Genomic DNA, 13,977 nt, shown 5'->3' on the forward strand with positions numbered 1-13,977 from the left:
ACTCAGAACGGCGAGTCGGGGAAGTAGAAGTCCTTGGCGTTCGCCTTGGTGATCAGCACCGAGGGCACGATGGTCGACGGCGGCAGCTTCTCGCCCTTCTTGCGCGCCAGCGCGGTCATCTTGATGGCGTCGTAGAGGAACTTGGGCGAGTAGGACACGTTGGCCTGGATCAGCGGGTTGCTGCCGTCCATCAGCGTCTTGACCATGGCCTTGGCACCGGCACCGCCGAACACGATCTTGATGTCCTTGCGCTTGGCCTGTTCGATCGCGCGCAGCACGCCGAAGGCCATGTCGTCGTCGGCCGCCCACACGGCGTCGATCTCCTTGAAGCGCGTGAGGTAGTCCTGCATCACCTTGAAGGCGTCGTCGCGGTTCCAGTTGCCGTGCTTGGCGTCCAGCACCTTGATGCCGGGGTGGTTCTTCATCACCGCGTTGAAGGCGTCCATGCGCTCGTTGTCGATGGTGGTCGGGATGCCGCGCAGCGCCACGATGTTGCCCTTGCCGTTGAGCGCCTTGGCCAGGTACTCGGCCGGCACCTTGCCGAAGGCGGTGTTGTCGCCCGAGACGTAGGCGTCCTGCGCGCTGGTGTCGGTGAGGCCGCGGTCCACCACCGTCACGTACACGCCCTTGGCCTTGACCTGCTGCACCGGGCGCGTGAGCGCGGCGGATTCGAAGGGCAGGATCACCAGCGAATCGATCTTGGTCGCGGTGACCAGGTCCTGCAGCTGGTTGGCCTGCTCGGGCGCGCCGCTGGCGGTCTTGATCGTGACCTTGATGTTGGGGTCCTTCTCCAGTTCTTTCTTGGCTTCGTTGGCCCAGTACACCAGGCCGGCGGCGAAGCTGTGGGTGGCGGCCGGGATGCGCCACGCCCAGGTTCACCTTGTTCTGGGCCTGCGCCAGCAGCGGGCTGGCCATGCCCAGCGCGGCCAGGGCGGCCAGCGCGAGCAGACGGGAACGGTACTTCATGCTTGTCTCCTTGATGTGTTGATGACAGGGAAAGAAAGAAGGCATGGCGTGCCTTCAGGGACGCCGCCGCTGCATGAATGCGACGGCGATGATCACGAAACCCTGCACCGCCGCGTTGAGGTACACGCTGATGATGCTGGTGAGGTTGAGGATGTTGCTGATGACCGAGAGCAGGATGGCGCCGATCACGGTGCCGCCGATGCTGCCGGCGCCGCCGCGCAGCGCGGTGCCGCCCACGATCACGGCGGCGATGGCTTCGAGCTCCCACAGCAGGCCGGTGGTGGGCGAGGCCGAGCCCAGGCGCGGCACGTAGAGCAGGGTGGCGATGCCCACGCACACGCCCAGCAGGGTGTAGGTGAGCACCTTGATGCGGTCCACGTCCACCGCGGCGTAGCGCGCCACCTGCTCGTTGGAGCCGATGGCCTGCACGTAGCGGCCGAAGGCGGTGCGGTTGAGCAGCAGGGCGCCGGCCAGGGCCACCAGCGCGAAGATCCACACCGGGATGGGCACGCCCAGCAGGCTGCCGTAGTACACCGGGCCGTAGGCGTCGGCCAGCGCGTTGTCGAGCGCGAGCGCGCCGCCGTCGGCGAAGTAGGTGAGGTAGGCGCGGAAGATGCCCAGCGTGCCCAGCGTGACGATGAAGGGCTCGATGCGCCCGCGCGTGATGAGCAGGCCGTGCGCCAGGCCGAACAGCGCGCCCAGCAGCACGGCGGCGGCCATGCCCACCATCACCACCGCCACCGGTGCGCCAGCCCAGCGGGGCGATCTTGTTCATGAGCAGGATCACCACGCCCGCGATCAGCGCGGCCATGGAGCCCACCGAGAGGTCGATGCCGCCCGAGATGATCACGAAGCACATGCCCACGGCGATGATGCCGATGAAGGCGGTGCGCGTGAGCACGTTCATGGCGTTGTCCACCGTGGCGAACTCGCGGTTGAGCAGCGTGCCGGCGATGCACAGCAGCACCAGGCCGAGCAGCGGGCCCAGGGTGGGCAGGCGCCAGGCGCGGCCGGCGGCCGGGGGCGGTGCCGGGGTGGCGTCAGTGCGTTCCTGTGGCATGGGCGATGAGCTCCTGTTCGTTGAGGTCGGCGGCCGAGAGCGTGGCCTGCAGGCGGCCCGAGCGCATCACCGCGACGCGGTGGCACAGGCCGATGAGTTCCATGAGCTCGGACGAGATCACGACCACCGCGCGGCCGCTGGCGGCCAGGCGCTGGATGAGGGCGTAGATGTCGCGCTTGGCGCCGATGTCCACGCCGCGCGTAGGCTCGTCGAGCACCACCACGCGCGGGTCCGGGTGCAGCACCTTGGCCAGCGCCAGCTTCTGCTGGTTGCCGCCCGAGAGCGAGCCGGCCGGCACATCGAGCGAGCCGGTGCGGATGCCGAAGTCGCGCACCGCCTGTTCCAGCGCGGCGACTTCGCTCGCGGGTTGCAGCCAGGGGCGGGCGTGGCGCTGCAGCGCCATCAGCGTGAGGTTCTCGCGCAGGCCGAAGCGCACGTGCAGGCCGCGGCCCTTGCGGTCTTCGCTCAGGTAGGTGAGGCCGGCGTCGGCCGCCTCGCGCGGCGAGCGCGGCAGCAGCGCGCGCCCGGCCACTTGCACCGCCTGCGCGCTGCGCTCGCGCAGGCCCAGCAGGCCTTCGAAGAGTTCGGTGCGCCCCGCGCCCACCAGGCCGGCGAAGCCGAACACCTCGCCCGCGCGCACCTCGAAGCTCACGTCCTGCGCCCAGCCGGGCACGCTCAGGGCGCGCACCGAGAGCAGCACGGGCGCGTCGGCCGGCACCTCGGTGCGCGGCGGGTAGAGGTCGGCGAGTTCGCGGCCCACCATCAGGTTCGCCATCTGCGCGCGCGTGAGCGTGGCCGTGGCCTGCTGCGCCACCAGGCGGCCGTCGCGCATCACGACCACCTCTTCGGTGATGCGCTCCACCTCGTCGAGCTTGTGCGAGATGAAGACGATGGTCACGCCCTCGGCCTGCAGGCGCGCGACCAGGCCGAACAGCCGGCCGGTCTCGCCCGGCGTGAGCGTGGCGGTGGGCTCGTCCATGATGAGCACGCGCGCGTGGCGCGACAGCGCCTTGGCGATCTCCACCAGCTGGCGCTCGGCCACGATGAGGTCGCGCACGCGGATGTCGGGGTGCACCTTGCTCAGGCCCACGTCGTCGAGCACGCGGCGCGTGGTGGCGCGCATGGCGCCGTCGTCGAGCCAGAGGCCGCGCCGCTTTTTCTCGTGGCCCAGGAAGATGTTCTGCGCCACCGTGAGGTCTTCGGCCAGGTTGAACTCCTGGTGGATCAGCACGATGCCTTCGGCCTCGGCCGCGCGCGGGCCGTCGAAGCGCACCGCGCGGCCGTTCACCTGCAGCGTGCCTTCGCTGGGCCGTTCGTAGCCCGCGAGGATCTTCATGAGGGTGGACTTGCCCGCGCCGTTCTCGCCCAGCAGGCCGTAGACGCGGCCGGGCTCGAAGGCCAGGTCCACGCCGTGCAGCACCTGCACCGGGCCGAAGCGCTTGACGATGCCGCGCAGCTCGACGCGCACGCCAGCGGCCGCCATCACGCCAGCTCCATCTGCCGCAGGCTTTCCTGCATGGCCAGCACGCCCGCGCCGATGAGTCCGGCGCGTTCGCCCAGCGGCGTGTACTGGATCTCCAGGTGCCGCGTGGAGAGCGCGAGCGAGCGGTGGTACACGCTCTGGCGCACGGCGGCCAGGAACAGCGGCCCCACGCGCGTGACGCCGCCGCCGATGAACACGTGCGAGGGGTTGAAGAAGTTCACCACCGAGGCGAGCATCTGCCCCACCAGCGCGCCCGAGCGCTGCACCACCTGGTTGGCCGCCATGTCGCCCGCGCGGCTGGCCTCGGCCACGTCCTGCAGGCGCAGCGGGCCGCGCTCGGCCAGCATGCGCGCGAGCAGCGGGCTCTGGCCGGCCTGGGCCGCCTCGGTGCGCATGCGCGCGATCGCGGGCCCGGCGGCCAGCGTCTCCACGCAACCGAGGTTGCCGCAGTGGCAGCGCGGGCCGTCGGGCACCACGCAGATGTGGCCCACGTCGCCGGCCGAGCCGTTGGCGCCTCGGTAGACCTGGCCCTGGCAGACGATGCCGCAGCCCACGCCGGTGCCCACCTTCACCACCAGGAAGTTGGGCAGGCTGCGCTGCATGCGCCAGAGCTCGCCCAGGGCCATCACGTTCACGTCGTTGTCCACGAAGACGGGCGCGCTGAAGTCGGCGGCGAGGTCGTCGCGGATGGAGTAGCCGTCCCACAGCGGCATCAACGGCGGGCTCACGAGCTGGCCGCTGTCGAAGTCCACCGGGCCGGGCAGGCCGATGCCGATGCCGATCACCTGGCGCGGCGCCACGCCGCAGCGCGCCAGCAGCTCGTGCATGAGCACGCGGATGCGCGAGAGCACCGGGCCGGGGCCGTCGTGCACGTCGGCCGGTTCGCTGTGGTGGGCCATCACGGCCAGGTCGGGGCTGAGGATGCCCACCTCCAGCCCGGTGGCGCCCACGGCCACGCCGATGAGCACGCCCAGGCTGCGGCTCAGGCGCAGGGTGTCGGCGCGGCGCCCGCCGGTGGGCACCTGCTCGCCGGTCTGCTCCAGCAGGCCTTGTTCGAGCAGCTCGGCCACCGCCGCGTTGGCGCGGGTCTTGGAGAACGAGGCCGCGGCGGCCAGGGCGTCGCGCGAGATGCCGCTGGCCCAGAACACATGGTCCAGCACGGTGCGCTCACCGGTTTTCAGGCCTTTCCAGTTCAAGATGCGTGTCTCCGTTGGTGTGCCGTCGTCGGGCGCGGCACTGGAGACGCATGCTATGCGGTCGAATTCGACCCGACAAGATCAAATTTCGACCCAAATCGGGTCAATCCACCTCACAGCAAGGCGGAAAGCGACTTCGCGCCTTCCAGCAAAGGGGGCAGCAGCTGCTCCACCATCTGCGCGGGCGTCATGCGGCCGGACTGCACGCTGGCGGTCATCGCCACGTCCACGCGGCCGTGCGCGTTGGGCACCGGCACCGCGATGGAGCGCAGGCCGATCTCGTACTCCTCGTCGCTGATCGCATAGCCCTGCGCGCGGGCCTGGTGCACCGCCTCGAGCACCGCGCGCGGCGTGGCGCGTGTGTGCGGCGTGAACTGCTGCAGCGGGCTGTGCCCGAGCAGCAGCAGCACCTCGGCATCGCTGCGGTGCGCGAGCAGGGCGCGGCCGGCCGAGGAGCAATAGGCCGGCAGCCGCGTGCCCACCCCGACGGTGGGCGAGAACACGCGGCGGCTCTGCGAGCGCGCCACGAAGACCACGGCGGTCTCGTCGAGCACGGCCACCGAGGTCACTTCGTCGGTCTGCCAGCCCACGGTGTCGAGCACGGGCTGTGCCTTGCGCGGCAGCGGCGCACCCGACAGCAGCCCATAGCCCAGGCGCAGCACGCGCAGGTCGAGCGAGAAGTGTTTGCCGTCGTAGTCGGCGTAACCCAGCTTGGTCAGCGTGAGCAGGTAGCGCCGCGCGGCGGCGCGGGTGAGCGAGGTGCGCTGCGCCACCTCGGTCAGCGTGAGGCGGGTGTGCTGCGCATCGAAGGCCTCGATCACGGCCAGCCCGCTTTCCAGCGAGGCCACGAAGTCGCGTCGTTCCAGTTTCATGCCGTCTCTCCAAAAAAGTGCGCATTGCGGACTTTAACCCAGGCTGCATTGATTCATGTCGGTGATGCTTCGATAATTTGCCCCACACACCGCCCCAACGAACGATGTGCGCAATGCGCACTGAACAGAGACCATGCAAGAAGCACCCATCGACATCAGCGGCCTGACGGCCCCGCGGACCTGGCCCGAAGGCGGCCTGACCCGCATCCCCTACTGGATCTACCGCGACGAGGCGATCCGCCAGCGCGAGCAGGACCGCATCTACCAGGGCGCCACCTGGAACTACCTCTGCCTGGAGGCCGAGCTGCAGCAGGCGGGCGACTACGTCAGCACCTTCGCCGGCGAGACGCCGGTGGTGGTGGCCCGCGACCACGACGGCGAGCTCTACGCGTTCGAGAACCGCTGCTCGCACCGCGGCGCGCTGATCTGCCTGGAGAACGCTGGCGATGCCGAGAACTTCTCCTGCGTCTACCACGCCTGGTCCTACGACCTGCAGGGCAACCTCACGGGCGTGGCCTTCGAAGGCGGCGTGAGCGGCAAGGGCGGCATGCCCGAAGGCTTCTGCAAGGAAGCGCATTCGCCGCGCAAGCTGCGCGTGTCCACCGTCTGCGGCCTGGTGTTCGGCAGCTTCAGCGACGACGTGCCGCCGATCGAGGAGTACATCGGCGAGGCCGTGCTCGGGCGCATCCAGCGCGTGCTGCGCGACAAGCCGCTGCAGATCCTGGGCCGCTTCACGCAGGCGCTGCCCAACAACTGGAAGCTGTACTTCGAGAACGTGAAGGACAGCTACCACGCCAGCCTGCTGCACCTCTTCCTCACGACCTTCGAGGTCAACCGCCTCACGCAGCGCGGCGGCCTGATCGTCTCGGACGACGGCGGCAGCCACGTGAGCTACTCCATGATCGACAAGACCGAAGATGCCGGCTCGGAGTACCGCGACCAGGGCATCCGATCGGACAACGAGCAGTACCGCCTGAACGACCCGAGCTTTCTCGAAGGCACGGACGAGGTGGGCGACGGCATCACGCTGCAGATCCTCTCGGTGTTTCCCGGCTTCGTGCTCGGTCAGATCTGGAACAGCATCGTGGTGCGCCAGGTGCTGCCCCAGGGCGTGAACCAGACCGCGCTGAACTGGACCTACATCGGTTTCGTCGACGACACGCCCGAGATGCGCTACGCGCGGCTCAAGCAGTGCAACCTGATCGGGCCCGCCGGCCTGGTCTCGATGGAGGACGGCTGCGTCGGCGGCTTCGTGCAGCGCGGCACGGTGTCGGCGCAGGAGGACGCGGCCATCGTGCAGATGGGCGGCACCAGCACCGAAACGCAGGACACGCGCGCCACCGAAGCCTCGGTGCGCGGTTTCTGGAAGGCCTACCGGGCCCACATGGGGATCTGAGCCGATGAACCGCCTTGAACTCCACCTGGCCGTGAGCCTGCTCAACGCCGCCTACGCCGACTGCATCGACGCCGACCGGCTCGAAGCCTGGCCCGACTTCTTCACGCCCGACTGCTTCTACAGCATCACCACGCTGGAAAACCACGCGCGCGGCTGGGACGCCGGCCTGATCTTCGCCGACTCGCGGGGCATGCTGAAAGACCGCGTCTCGGGCCTGCGCGAAGCCAACATCTACGAGCGCCACAGCTACCGCCACATCGTCTCCGTGCCGGCCCACCTGGCCACCGAGGGCCAGACCGTGCGCACGCGCACGCCCTTCGCGGTCTACCGCGTGATGCGCAACGGCACCAGCCAGGTCTTCGTCACCGGCTGCTACCACGACGAACTGCGCATCGAGGGCGACGGCGAACTCAAGATCGCCCGCCGCGTGGTGGTCTGCGACAGCTCGGTCTTTGACACCCTGCTGGCCATCCCGCTGTGAGCACCGCCGTGTACCGCATCACCACCGCCGACGAGGCGCTGGACTTCGAGTGCGCCGCGCACGAGTCCGTGCTCGCGGCCGCCGAGCGCGCCGGCTGGGCCTTGCCCGCGTCGTGCCGCGCGGGGGTGTGCGGCAGCTGCGAAGGCGAGGTGCTCAGCGGCACGTTCGTGACGCCGGGCCGCCAGGACCTGGGCCCGCAACAGGAAGGCCCCGCCTCGGCGGTGAAGCTGTGCCGCGTGCGGCCCTGCTCCGACCTGCGCATCGCCCCGCGCGAGGTGCACCGGCGCGACCTGGCGAGCGAGAAGGTGATCACCGCCAAGGTGCTGCGCATCGAACGCCCGGCCGCCGAGGTGGCCGTGCTCAAGCTGCGCTTTCCGGCCGGCGTGCGCGCGAAGTTCCGCGCCGGGCAGTACCTGCGGGTGCTGCTCGACGACGGGCAGGAGCGCAGCTTCTCCATGGCCAACCCGCCGCAGCAGAGCGACGGCGTGGAGCTGCACATCCGCTACCTCGAAGGCGGGCGCTTCGCCGAGCAGGTCTTCCACCAGCTGCAGCCGGGCGACCCGGTGCGGCTGCGCCTGCCCCTGGGCGATTTCTACCTGCGCGAGAGCGAGGCCCCGATCGTGTTCGTCGCGGGTGGCACGGGCTTCGCGCCGGTGCAGTCCATCCTCGAGGAACTGCTGAAGAAAGGCACCCAGCGCCGCCTGCACCTCTACGTGGGCGCGCGCACGCCCGAGCTGCTGTACCGCCACGCGCTGGCCCAGCGCTGGGCCGACGCGGGCAAGACGAGTTACGTGCCCGTGGTCTCCGCGGCCGCCGCTGCCGACGGCGGCTGGAGCGGGCGCACCGGCCGGGTGCACGAGGCGGTGGTCGAAGATCTGCCGGACCTCAGCGGCCACGAGGTCTACGCCTGCGGCTCGCCCGCCATGGTGGCGGCGGCGCGCGAGGCCTTCGCGCAGCGCGGCCTCGACCCGGCCCGTTTCTATTGCGACGCCTTCGCGCCTTCCCAGGACGTGGCGATGTAAACGCGTTTCCCGATCCGATCCCACCGACCCCGACCCAACACCGGAGACAACCCCATGAACCGCCGCCCCTTCACCCGCCTCGCCCTGTGCGCCGCCGCGCTGCTGTCCTTCGCCCTGCCGGGCGCCGCCCAGGACGGCCCCTACCCGAACAAGCTCGTCACCGTCGTCGTGCCGTTTCCTGCGGCGGGCACCACCGACTCGATCGCGCGCATCGTGGCCGACAAGCTGCGCGCGCGCTTCCAGCAGAGCGTGATCGTCGACAACAAGCCCGGCGCGGGCGGCAACATCGGCGGCGCGCACGTGGCGCGCTCCGCGCCCGATGGCTACACCCTGTTCGCCAGCCCGCCCGGGCCGCTGGCGATCAACTTCAACCTCTACAAGAGCATCAACTACGACGCGCGCAAGTTCGTGCCGATCACCACCATCGCCAACATGCCCAACGTGATCGTGGTGGGCCCCTCGGTGAAGGCGCGCAACCTGCAGGAGCTGATCGACTACGCCAAGGCCAACCCGGGCAAGCTCAGCTTCGCCTCGCAGGGCAATGGCAGCACCTCGCACCTGACCGCGCTGTACTTCGAGAGCCGCCTGGGCATCAAGATGGTCCACGTGCCCTACCGGGGCTCCGCGCCGGCCCTGACCGATCTGATGGCCGGCACCGTGGACCTGATGTTCGACAACGTGACGACCACGCTGCCCTTCCACCAGAGCAAGCGCGTGCGCATCCTGGCCTCGGCCACCAAGGAGCGCGTGGGCTTCATCCCCGACGTGCCGACCATGCACGAAGCCGGTGTGCCGAACTTCGAGTCGGGCACCTGGGTCACGCTGGTCGCGCCCGAGCGCACGCCGCCGGCCATCGCGCAGACCCTGGCCAGGGAAGTCGCGGCCATCGTGAAGATGCCCGACGTGGTCAAGCAGTTCGAGGCGCTGGGCGCCGACCCGGTGGGCAGCACGCCCGAGGCCACCGCCGCGATGCTGCGCGAGGAGTCGGCGCGCTGGAAGAAGGTGATCGATTCGGCGCAGATCACGCTGGACTGATGCCAGGACACAGGACCTCACCATGAACCAGGCATTGCCGGCGGACGCCGCCCGGACCGTGTGCACCGAATCCGTGGCCGAGGCCTTCCTCGTGCTGCTCAAGGACCGCGGTGTGGACCATTTCTACGTGGGCGCGGGCACCGACACCGCGCCCGTGATCGAGGCCTATGCGCGCGCCGCCGAGGCCGGCCTGGTGCTGCCCGAGCCGGTGCTCATCGGGCACGAGAACCTCGCCATCGGCATGGCGCACGGCTTCTACATGGTGGCGCGCCGCCCGCAGGCGGTGATGCTGCACGTGAGCGTGGGCACGGCCAACGCGGTGTGCGGGCTGTTCAACGCGATCCGCGCGCAGGTGCCGCTGCTGCTCGCGGCCGGGCGCACGCCCTGGTTCGAACAGGGCCGCGCCGGCTCGCGCACCCACGAGGTCCATTGGGCGCAGGAGATGTTCGACCAGGGGGCCATGGTGCGCGAGCTGGTCAAGTGGGACTACGAGTTGCGCGACGGCCACCACGTGGCCGAGGTGGTGGACCGTGCGCTGGGCGTGGCGAGCACCGAGCCGCGCGGCCCGGTCTACCTCACGCTGCCGCGCGAGGTGCTGGCCCAGCCGCACGCCGCCTGCCGCGTGGGTGGCCAGGTGCCGGTGGCCTCGGCCGCCCACCCCGATCCCGAGGCCGTGCTGGCCCTGGCGCGCGCGCTGGCCGCGGCCGAATGCCCGGTCATCGTCTGCACCAGCAGCGGCGCGGACCCGCAGACCGTGGCCCAGCTCAGCGAACTCGCGGACCGCTTCGGCATCGGCGTGGCCGAGAACCGGCCGCGCTACGTGAGCTTTCCGTCCTCGCACCCGCTGCACCTGGGTTACGAGATGGGCGCGGTGCTGCCGCACGCCGACGCGCTGCTGTTCCTCGAAACGGACGTGCCCTGGATTCCCGCCGTCGCCACGCCCCGGCCGGGCGCCTTCGTGGCGCTCGCGGGCAGCGACCCGCTCTTCGAGCGCTACCCGATGCGCAGTTTCCCGTCCGACCTCTGCATCACCACCAACGCCAGCGCGCTGCTGGCCGCGCTGGGCCCCGCGCTCGAAGCCGTGGGCGCGCTCTCGCAGGCCGAGCGGCGCCGCCAGCGCGCGCAGGCGATCGGCGCGGCGGTGCGTGGCGAGATCGCGGCCCGCGCGCAGCGCGACGAGGCGCGCGGCGGCGCCATCAGCAAGCTGTTCCTCTCGCGCTGCCTCGAGGCCGTGCGGCCGCGCGACGCGATCCTGGTCAACGAGTACTCGGCCGTGCGCGAGCAGATGGGTTTCGAGGAAGCCGGCGGCTTCTTCCAGCTGCCGTCCTCGGGCGGGTTGGGCTGGGGCCTGCCCGCCGCGCTGGGTGCGCAGCAGGCGGCCCCGGGGCGCACCGTGATCTGCGTGGTGGGCGATGGCGCCTACCTGTTCGCCAACCCCGCGGCCTGCCACCACGCCGCCGCGATGCACGGCCTGCCCGTGCTCACGGTGGTGTTCAACAACGAAGGCTGGGAAGGCGTGCAGAAGGCCGCCACCGGCATGTACCCCCAGGGCCACGCCGCGCGGCAGGCCCGGGAGCGCCGGCCGGAGCCGCTGTCCTCGCTGCGGCCCGTGCCCGATTTCGAGCGCTACGCCGAGGCCTCCGGCGGTCACGGCGAGCGCGTGACACGGCGTGAAGACCTCATGCCCGCGCTCCGGCGCGCCCTGCACGCGGTGCAGGTCGAGGGCCGGCAGGCCCTGCTCAACGTCATCGGCGAGTAACGCCCGCCGACCCCACGACCCGCGGGGCGCGAGCCCCCGAAAGGAATTCCATGGAGCACCATCCGATGCGTGCCGAGGCCTTGCGCACCCTGCGTTTGGACGACACCCCCCTGATGCTGTCGATCGACGGCCAGGCGCGCGAGGGCGAAAGCCGGTTCGAGGTCATCGACCCCGCCACCGCCCAGCCTTTCGCGACCGCCCCCGAGGCCTCGCTGGCCCAGCTCGACGAGGCCGTGGCCGCCGCGCGGCGCGCGCAGCCCGCCTGGGCCGCGCGGCCCTGGGCCGAGCGGCGCCAGAAGCTGCTGGCGCTGGCGGACCTGCTGCTGCAGGACCTGGAGTCGCTGGCCTGGCTGATCACGCTGGAGCAGGGCAAACCGCTGCCGCGCGCCCGCGACGAGGTGGCCCGCGCGGCGGCGCAGCTGCAGCGCCTGGTGGCGCTCGACGTGCCGGTGGAAACCCTGCGCGAGGACGCCCAGGGCCGCGTCGAGCTGCACCACCGCCCGCTCGGCGTGGTGGGCGCGATCACGCCCTGGAACATGCCGCTGGTGCTGTGCGTGCCGAAGATCGTGCACGCCTTGCTCACGGGCAACACCATCGTGGTCAAGCCCTCGCCCTACACGCCGCTGAGCGCCTTGCGCTTCGCGCAGCGCGCGCAGGCCTTGCTGCCCGCCGGCACGCTCAACATGGTCTCCGGCGGCAACGACCTGGGCCGCGCGCTCGCGGAGCACCCGGACATCCAGAAGATCAGCTTCACCGGCTCGGCGGCCACCGGCAGGAAGGTCATGGCCAGCAGCGCCGGCACGCTCAAGCGCCTGACGCTCGAACTCGGCGGCAACGACGCCGCCATCGTGCTGCCCGATGCCGACCCCGAGGCCATCGCGCAGCCGCTGTTCAACGCCGCCTTCGCCAACAGCGGCCAGATCTGCATGGCGATCAAGCGCCTGTACGTGCACGAGCGCCTGCATGGCGCGGTGTGCGAGGCCCTGGCCCAGCGGGCGAAAGCGGTGGCGGTGGGCGGCGGCTTCGAGCCGGGCGTGGTGCTCGGCCCGGTGCAGAACGCGGCGCAGCACCGCATCGTGCTCGGCATCCTCGACGACGCGCGCGAGCGCGGTGCGCGCTTCCATGCGGGTGCGCAGGCGCTGGACCGGGAAGGCTATTTCATCGCGCCCACCGTGGTCAGCGGCCTCGCGGACGACAGCCGCCTGGTGGCCGAGGAGCCCTTCGGCCCGGTGCTGCCGGTGCTGAGCTTCACCGACGTGGACGAGGCGGTGCAACGCGCCAACGCCAGCCCCTACGGGCTCACCGGCTCGGTCTGGGGCCGCGATGTGCCCGCCGCGGCCCGCGTCGCGGCGCGGCTCGAGGTCGGCACCGCCAGCGTCAACCAGCACCTCTGGCTCGATGCCCAGATCCCCTTCGGGGGTGCCAAGCAATCGGGCCTGGGCAGCGAGTACGCCGCCCAGGGCCTCAAGCACTACATGCAGGCGCATGTGGTGAACGCACCGGCGTGAGGCCGCCGCCGCGCTGAGCGGGCACACCTCGATCCACCCACCCACAACATCCTTGGAGACACACCCCATGAGGTTCCACGCACTCGGCGCCATTCCCTTCGCGCTGCTGCCTTTGATCGCGTCGGCGCAGACGTCCAGCGTCGAGCTGTACGGCCGCATCGACCTGGGCGTCAACGCCATCAAATACCAGGGCGAGTCCGGCACCCGCAAGACCCTGAGCAGCGACACCTCGCTGTTCGGCCTGCGCGGCACCGAACAGCTCGGCGGCGGCCTGTCGGCCTACTTCAAGCTCGAGAGCGGCTTCCAGGCCGACACCGGCATGCAGTCCAGCACCACCGCGTTCTTCAACCGCGAGTCCTACGTCGGCCTGCGCGACGCCAAGCTCGGTGCGATCGAACTCGGCGCGCACTGGAGCCCCTTCATCTTCCTCACCGGCAAGACCGATCCCTTTGCCCGCGCGCAGACCGGCGCCCAGCTGTCGATGCTGCAGGGCTCGGCGGTGCGCGGCTACACGCCCATGCTGCCCAACTCGGTGCAGTACCTTTCGCCCACGCTGTTCGGCGGCCTGAACATGCGGCTGCTGGTCCAGATGCGCGAAGACACGCCGAACAAGAACCTCGCGGCCAGCGCCGAGTACACGGCCGACCGCCTGTACGTCGGCCTGGCGACCGACCGCATCGAGGTGGCCCGGGCCACCATCGGCGCGCCGGGCGCGGGTTATGTGTTCAGCCAGACCACCGGCCTGGGCGCCACCTACCGCTTCGACGGCTTCAAGCTGTTCGGTTACCTGCAGCACAACAAGGTCGACAGCCTGGCCTCGGCCAAGGGGTACCTGCTGGGCCTGACGGTGCCGGTGGGCGCGGGCGAGTTCCGCGCCTCCTGGATCCAGAACCAGCGCGCCACCGGCGACGCCTCCCTGTTCGCCGTGGGCTATGCGCACAACCTCTCCAAGCGCACCATGCTCTACACCTCGGCCGCCTTGCTGAACAACAGCGGCGCCTCGCGCATCGCGATGTTCCCGTCCAGTCAGGACATGGGCACCCGCGTGCCCGCGCTCGGCCAGGACCTGCGCGGCATCCAGGTGGGCATGCGCCACACGTTCTGATGAAAGAGGCCGGGGCGAGAACGCCCCGGTCGCCGGCCATGGCCGAACCGTCGTTGGGACGCTGCCACTAAAGGACCTCGTTGGTGCCCGCGCG

10 protein-coding genes and 2 pseudogenes are annotated in these 13,977 nt (G+C 70.7%); 7 read left to right on the plus strand and 5 right to left on the minus strand.

The window, feature by feature from the left end:
- Positions 1-2 precede the first annotated feature (2 nt).
- The 5 genes and pseudogenes from ACFJI0_RS04380 to ACFJI0_RS04400 form a co-directional block, all read right to left on the minus strand.
- Positions 3-966, minus strand: a pseudogene (locus ACFJI0_RS04380) (substrate-binding domain-containing protein).
- A 54-nt stretch (positions 967-1,020) separates the two neighbouring features.
- Positions 1,021-2,026: pseudogene (locus ACFJI0_RS04385) on the minus strand (ABC transporter permease).
- Entirely contained in the window at positions 2,007-3,509 is a 1,503-nt protein-coding gene (locus ACFJI0_RS04390; protein WP_382323569.1) for a sugar ABC transporter ATP-binding protein, read from the minus strand. The pseudogene ACFJI0_RS04385 and the gene ACFJI0_RS04390 overlap by 20 nt, the downstream one beginning before the upstream one ends.
- Positions 3,509-4,705 carry an ROK family transcriptional regulator gene (locus ACFJI0_RS04395; protein WP_382323570.1) on the minus strand — a complete coding sequence of 399 codons (1,197 nt, stop codon included), beginning with the start codon at positions 4,703-4,705 and terminating at the stop codon, positions 3,509-3,511. Before ACFJI0_RS04395 ends, ACFJI0_RS04390 begins: the two co-directional genes overlap by 1 nt.
- 113 nt (positions 4,706-4,818) lie before the next feature.
- The gene (locus tag ACFJI0_RS04400) at positions 4,819-5,577 is read right to left on the minus strand and encodes an IclR family transcriptional regulator C-terminal domain-containing protein (protein WP_382323571.1); all 759 of its coding nucleotides are present in this window, start codon (positions 5,575-5,577) and stop codon (positions 4,819-4,821) included.
- Positions 5,578-5,710: 133 nt separating this feature from the next.
- Between ACFJI0_RS04400 and ACFJI0_RS04405 the strand changes: the two genes are divergently transcribed.
- The 7 genes from ACFJI0_RS04405 to ACFJI0_RS04435 all read left to right on the plus strand — a co-directional run bounded on the left by ACFJI0_RS04405 (position 5,711) and on the right by ACFJI0_RS04435 (position 13,883).
- Positions 5,711-6,973, plus strand: coding sequence for an aromatic ring-hydroxylating dioxygenase subunit alpha (locus ACFJI0_RS04405; RefSeq protein WP_382323572.1), 1,263 nt, complete (start codon positions 5,711-5,713; stop codon positions 6,971-6,973).
- 4 nt (positions 6,974-6,977) lie between these two features.
- Positions 6,978-7,454: an aromatic-ring-hydroxylating dioxygenase subunit beta gene (locus tag ACFJI0_RS04410; RefSeq protein ID WP_382323573.1), complete on the plus strand. Its 477-nt coding sequence runs from the start codon at positions 6,978-6,980 to the stop codon at positions 7,452-7,454.
- Positions 7,451-8,476 (plus strand): 2Fe-2S iron-sulfur cluster-binding protein, encoded by a 1,026-nt coding sequence (locus ACFJI0_RS04415; protein ID WP_382323574.1) that lies wholly within the window; start codon positions 7,451-7,453, stop codon positions 8,474-8,476. The genes ACFJI0_RS04410 and ACFJI0_RS04415 overlap by 4 nt, the downstream gene beginning before the upstream one ends.
- Positions 8,477-8,530: 54 nt before the next feature.
- Positions 8,531-9,511 carry a Bug family tripartite tricarboxylate transporter substrate binding protein gene (locus ACFJI0_RS04420; RefSeq protein WP_382323575.1) on the plus strand — a complete coding sequence of 327 codons (981 nt, stop codon included), beginning with the start codon at positions 8,531-8,533 and terminating at the stop codon, positions 9,509-9,511.
- Between the two features lie 22 nt (positions 9,512-9,533).
- A complete protein-coding gene (locus ACFJI0_RS04425) occupies positions 9,534-11,270 on the plus strand; it encodes a thiamine pyrophosphate-requiring protein (RefSeq protein ID WP_382323576.1) in 1,737 nt (578 codons plus the stop codon).
- A gap of 50 nt (positions 11,271-11,320) precedes the next feature.
- On the plus strand, positions 11,321-12,778 hold the full coding sequence (locus ACFJI0_RS04430; RefSeq protein ID WP_382323577.1) for an aldehyde dehydrogenase family protein: 1,458 nt from the start codon (positions 11,321-11,323) through the stop codon (positions 12,776-12,778).
- Between the two features lie 67 nt (positions 12,779-12,845).
- Positions 12,846-13,883, plus strand: coding sequence for a porin (locus tag ACFJI0_RS04435; protein ID WP_382323578.1), 1,038 nt, complete (start codon positions 12,846-12,848; stop codon positions 13,881-13,883).
- Positions 13,884-13,977: the final 94 nt, after the last annotated feature.

This window comes from Hydrogenophaga sp. UC242_53, from assembly GCF_042696965.1.
Taxonomy (GTDB): domain Bacteria; phylum Pseudomonadota; class Gammaproteobacteria; order Burkholderiales; family Burkholderiaceae_C; genus Hydrogenophaga.

Bases quoted from the DNA above. Each gene is read 5' to 3' on its own strand.
- ACFJI0_RS04390 (WP_382323569.1), bottom strand. From the start codon at position 3,509: ATGGCGGCCGCTGGCGTGCGCGTCGAGCTGCGCGGCATCGTCAAGCGC.
- ACFJI0_RS04400 (WP_382323571.1), bottom strand. From the start codon at position 5,577: ATGAAACTGGAACGACGCGACTTCGTGGCCTCGCTGGAAAGCGGGCTG.
- ACFJI0_RS04405 (WP_382323572.1), top strand. From the start codon at position 5,711: ATGCAAGAAGCACCCATCGACATCAGCGGCCTGACGGCCCCGCGGACC.
- ACFJI0_RS04410 (WP_382323573.1), top strand. From the start codon at position 6,978: ATGAACCGCCTTGAACTCCACCTGGCCGTGAGCCTGCTCAACGCCGCC.
- ACFJI0_RS04420 (WP_382323575.1), top strand. From the start codon at position 8,531: ATGAACCGCCGCCCCTTCACCCGCCTCGCCCTGTGCGCCGCCGCGCTG.
- ACFJI0_RS04425 (WP_382323576.1), top strand. From the start codon at position 9,534: ATGAACCAGGCATTGCCGGCGGACGCCGCCCGGACCGTGTGCACCGAA.
- ACFJI0_RS04430 (WP_382323577.1), top strand. From the start codon at position 11,321: ATGGAGCACCATCCGATGCGTGCCGAGGCCTTGCGCACCCTGCGTTTG.
- ACFJI0_RS04435 (WP_382323578.1), top strand. From the start codon at position 12,846: ATGAGGTTCCACGCACTCGGCGCCATTCCCTTCGCGCTGCTGCCTTTG.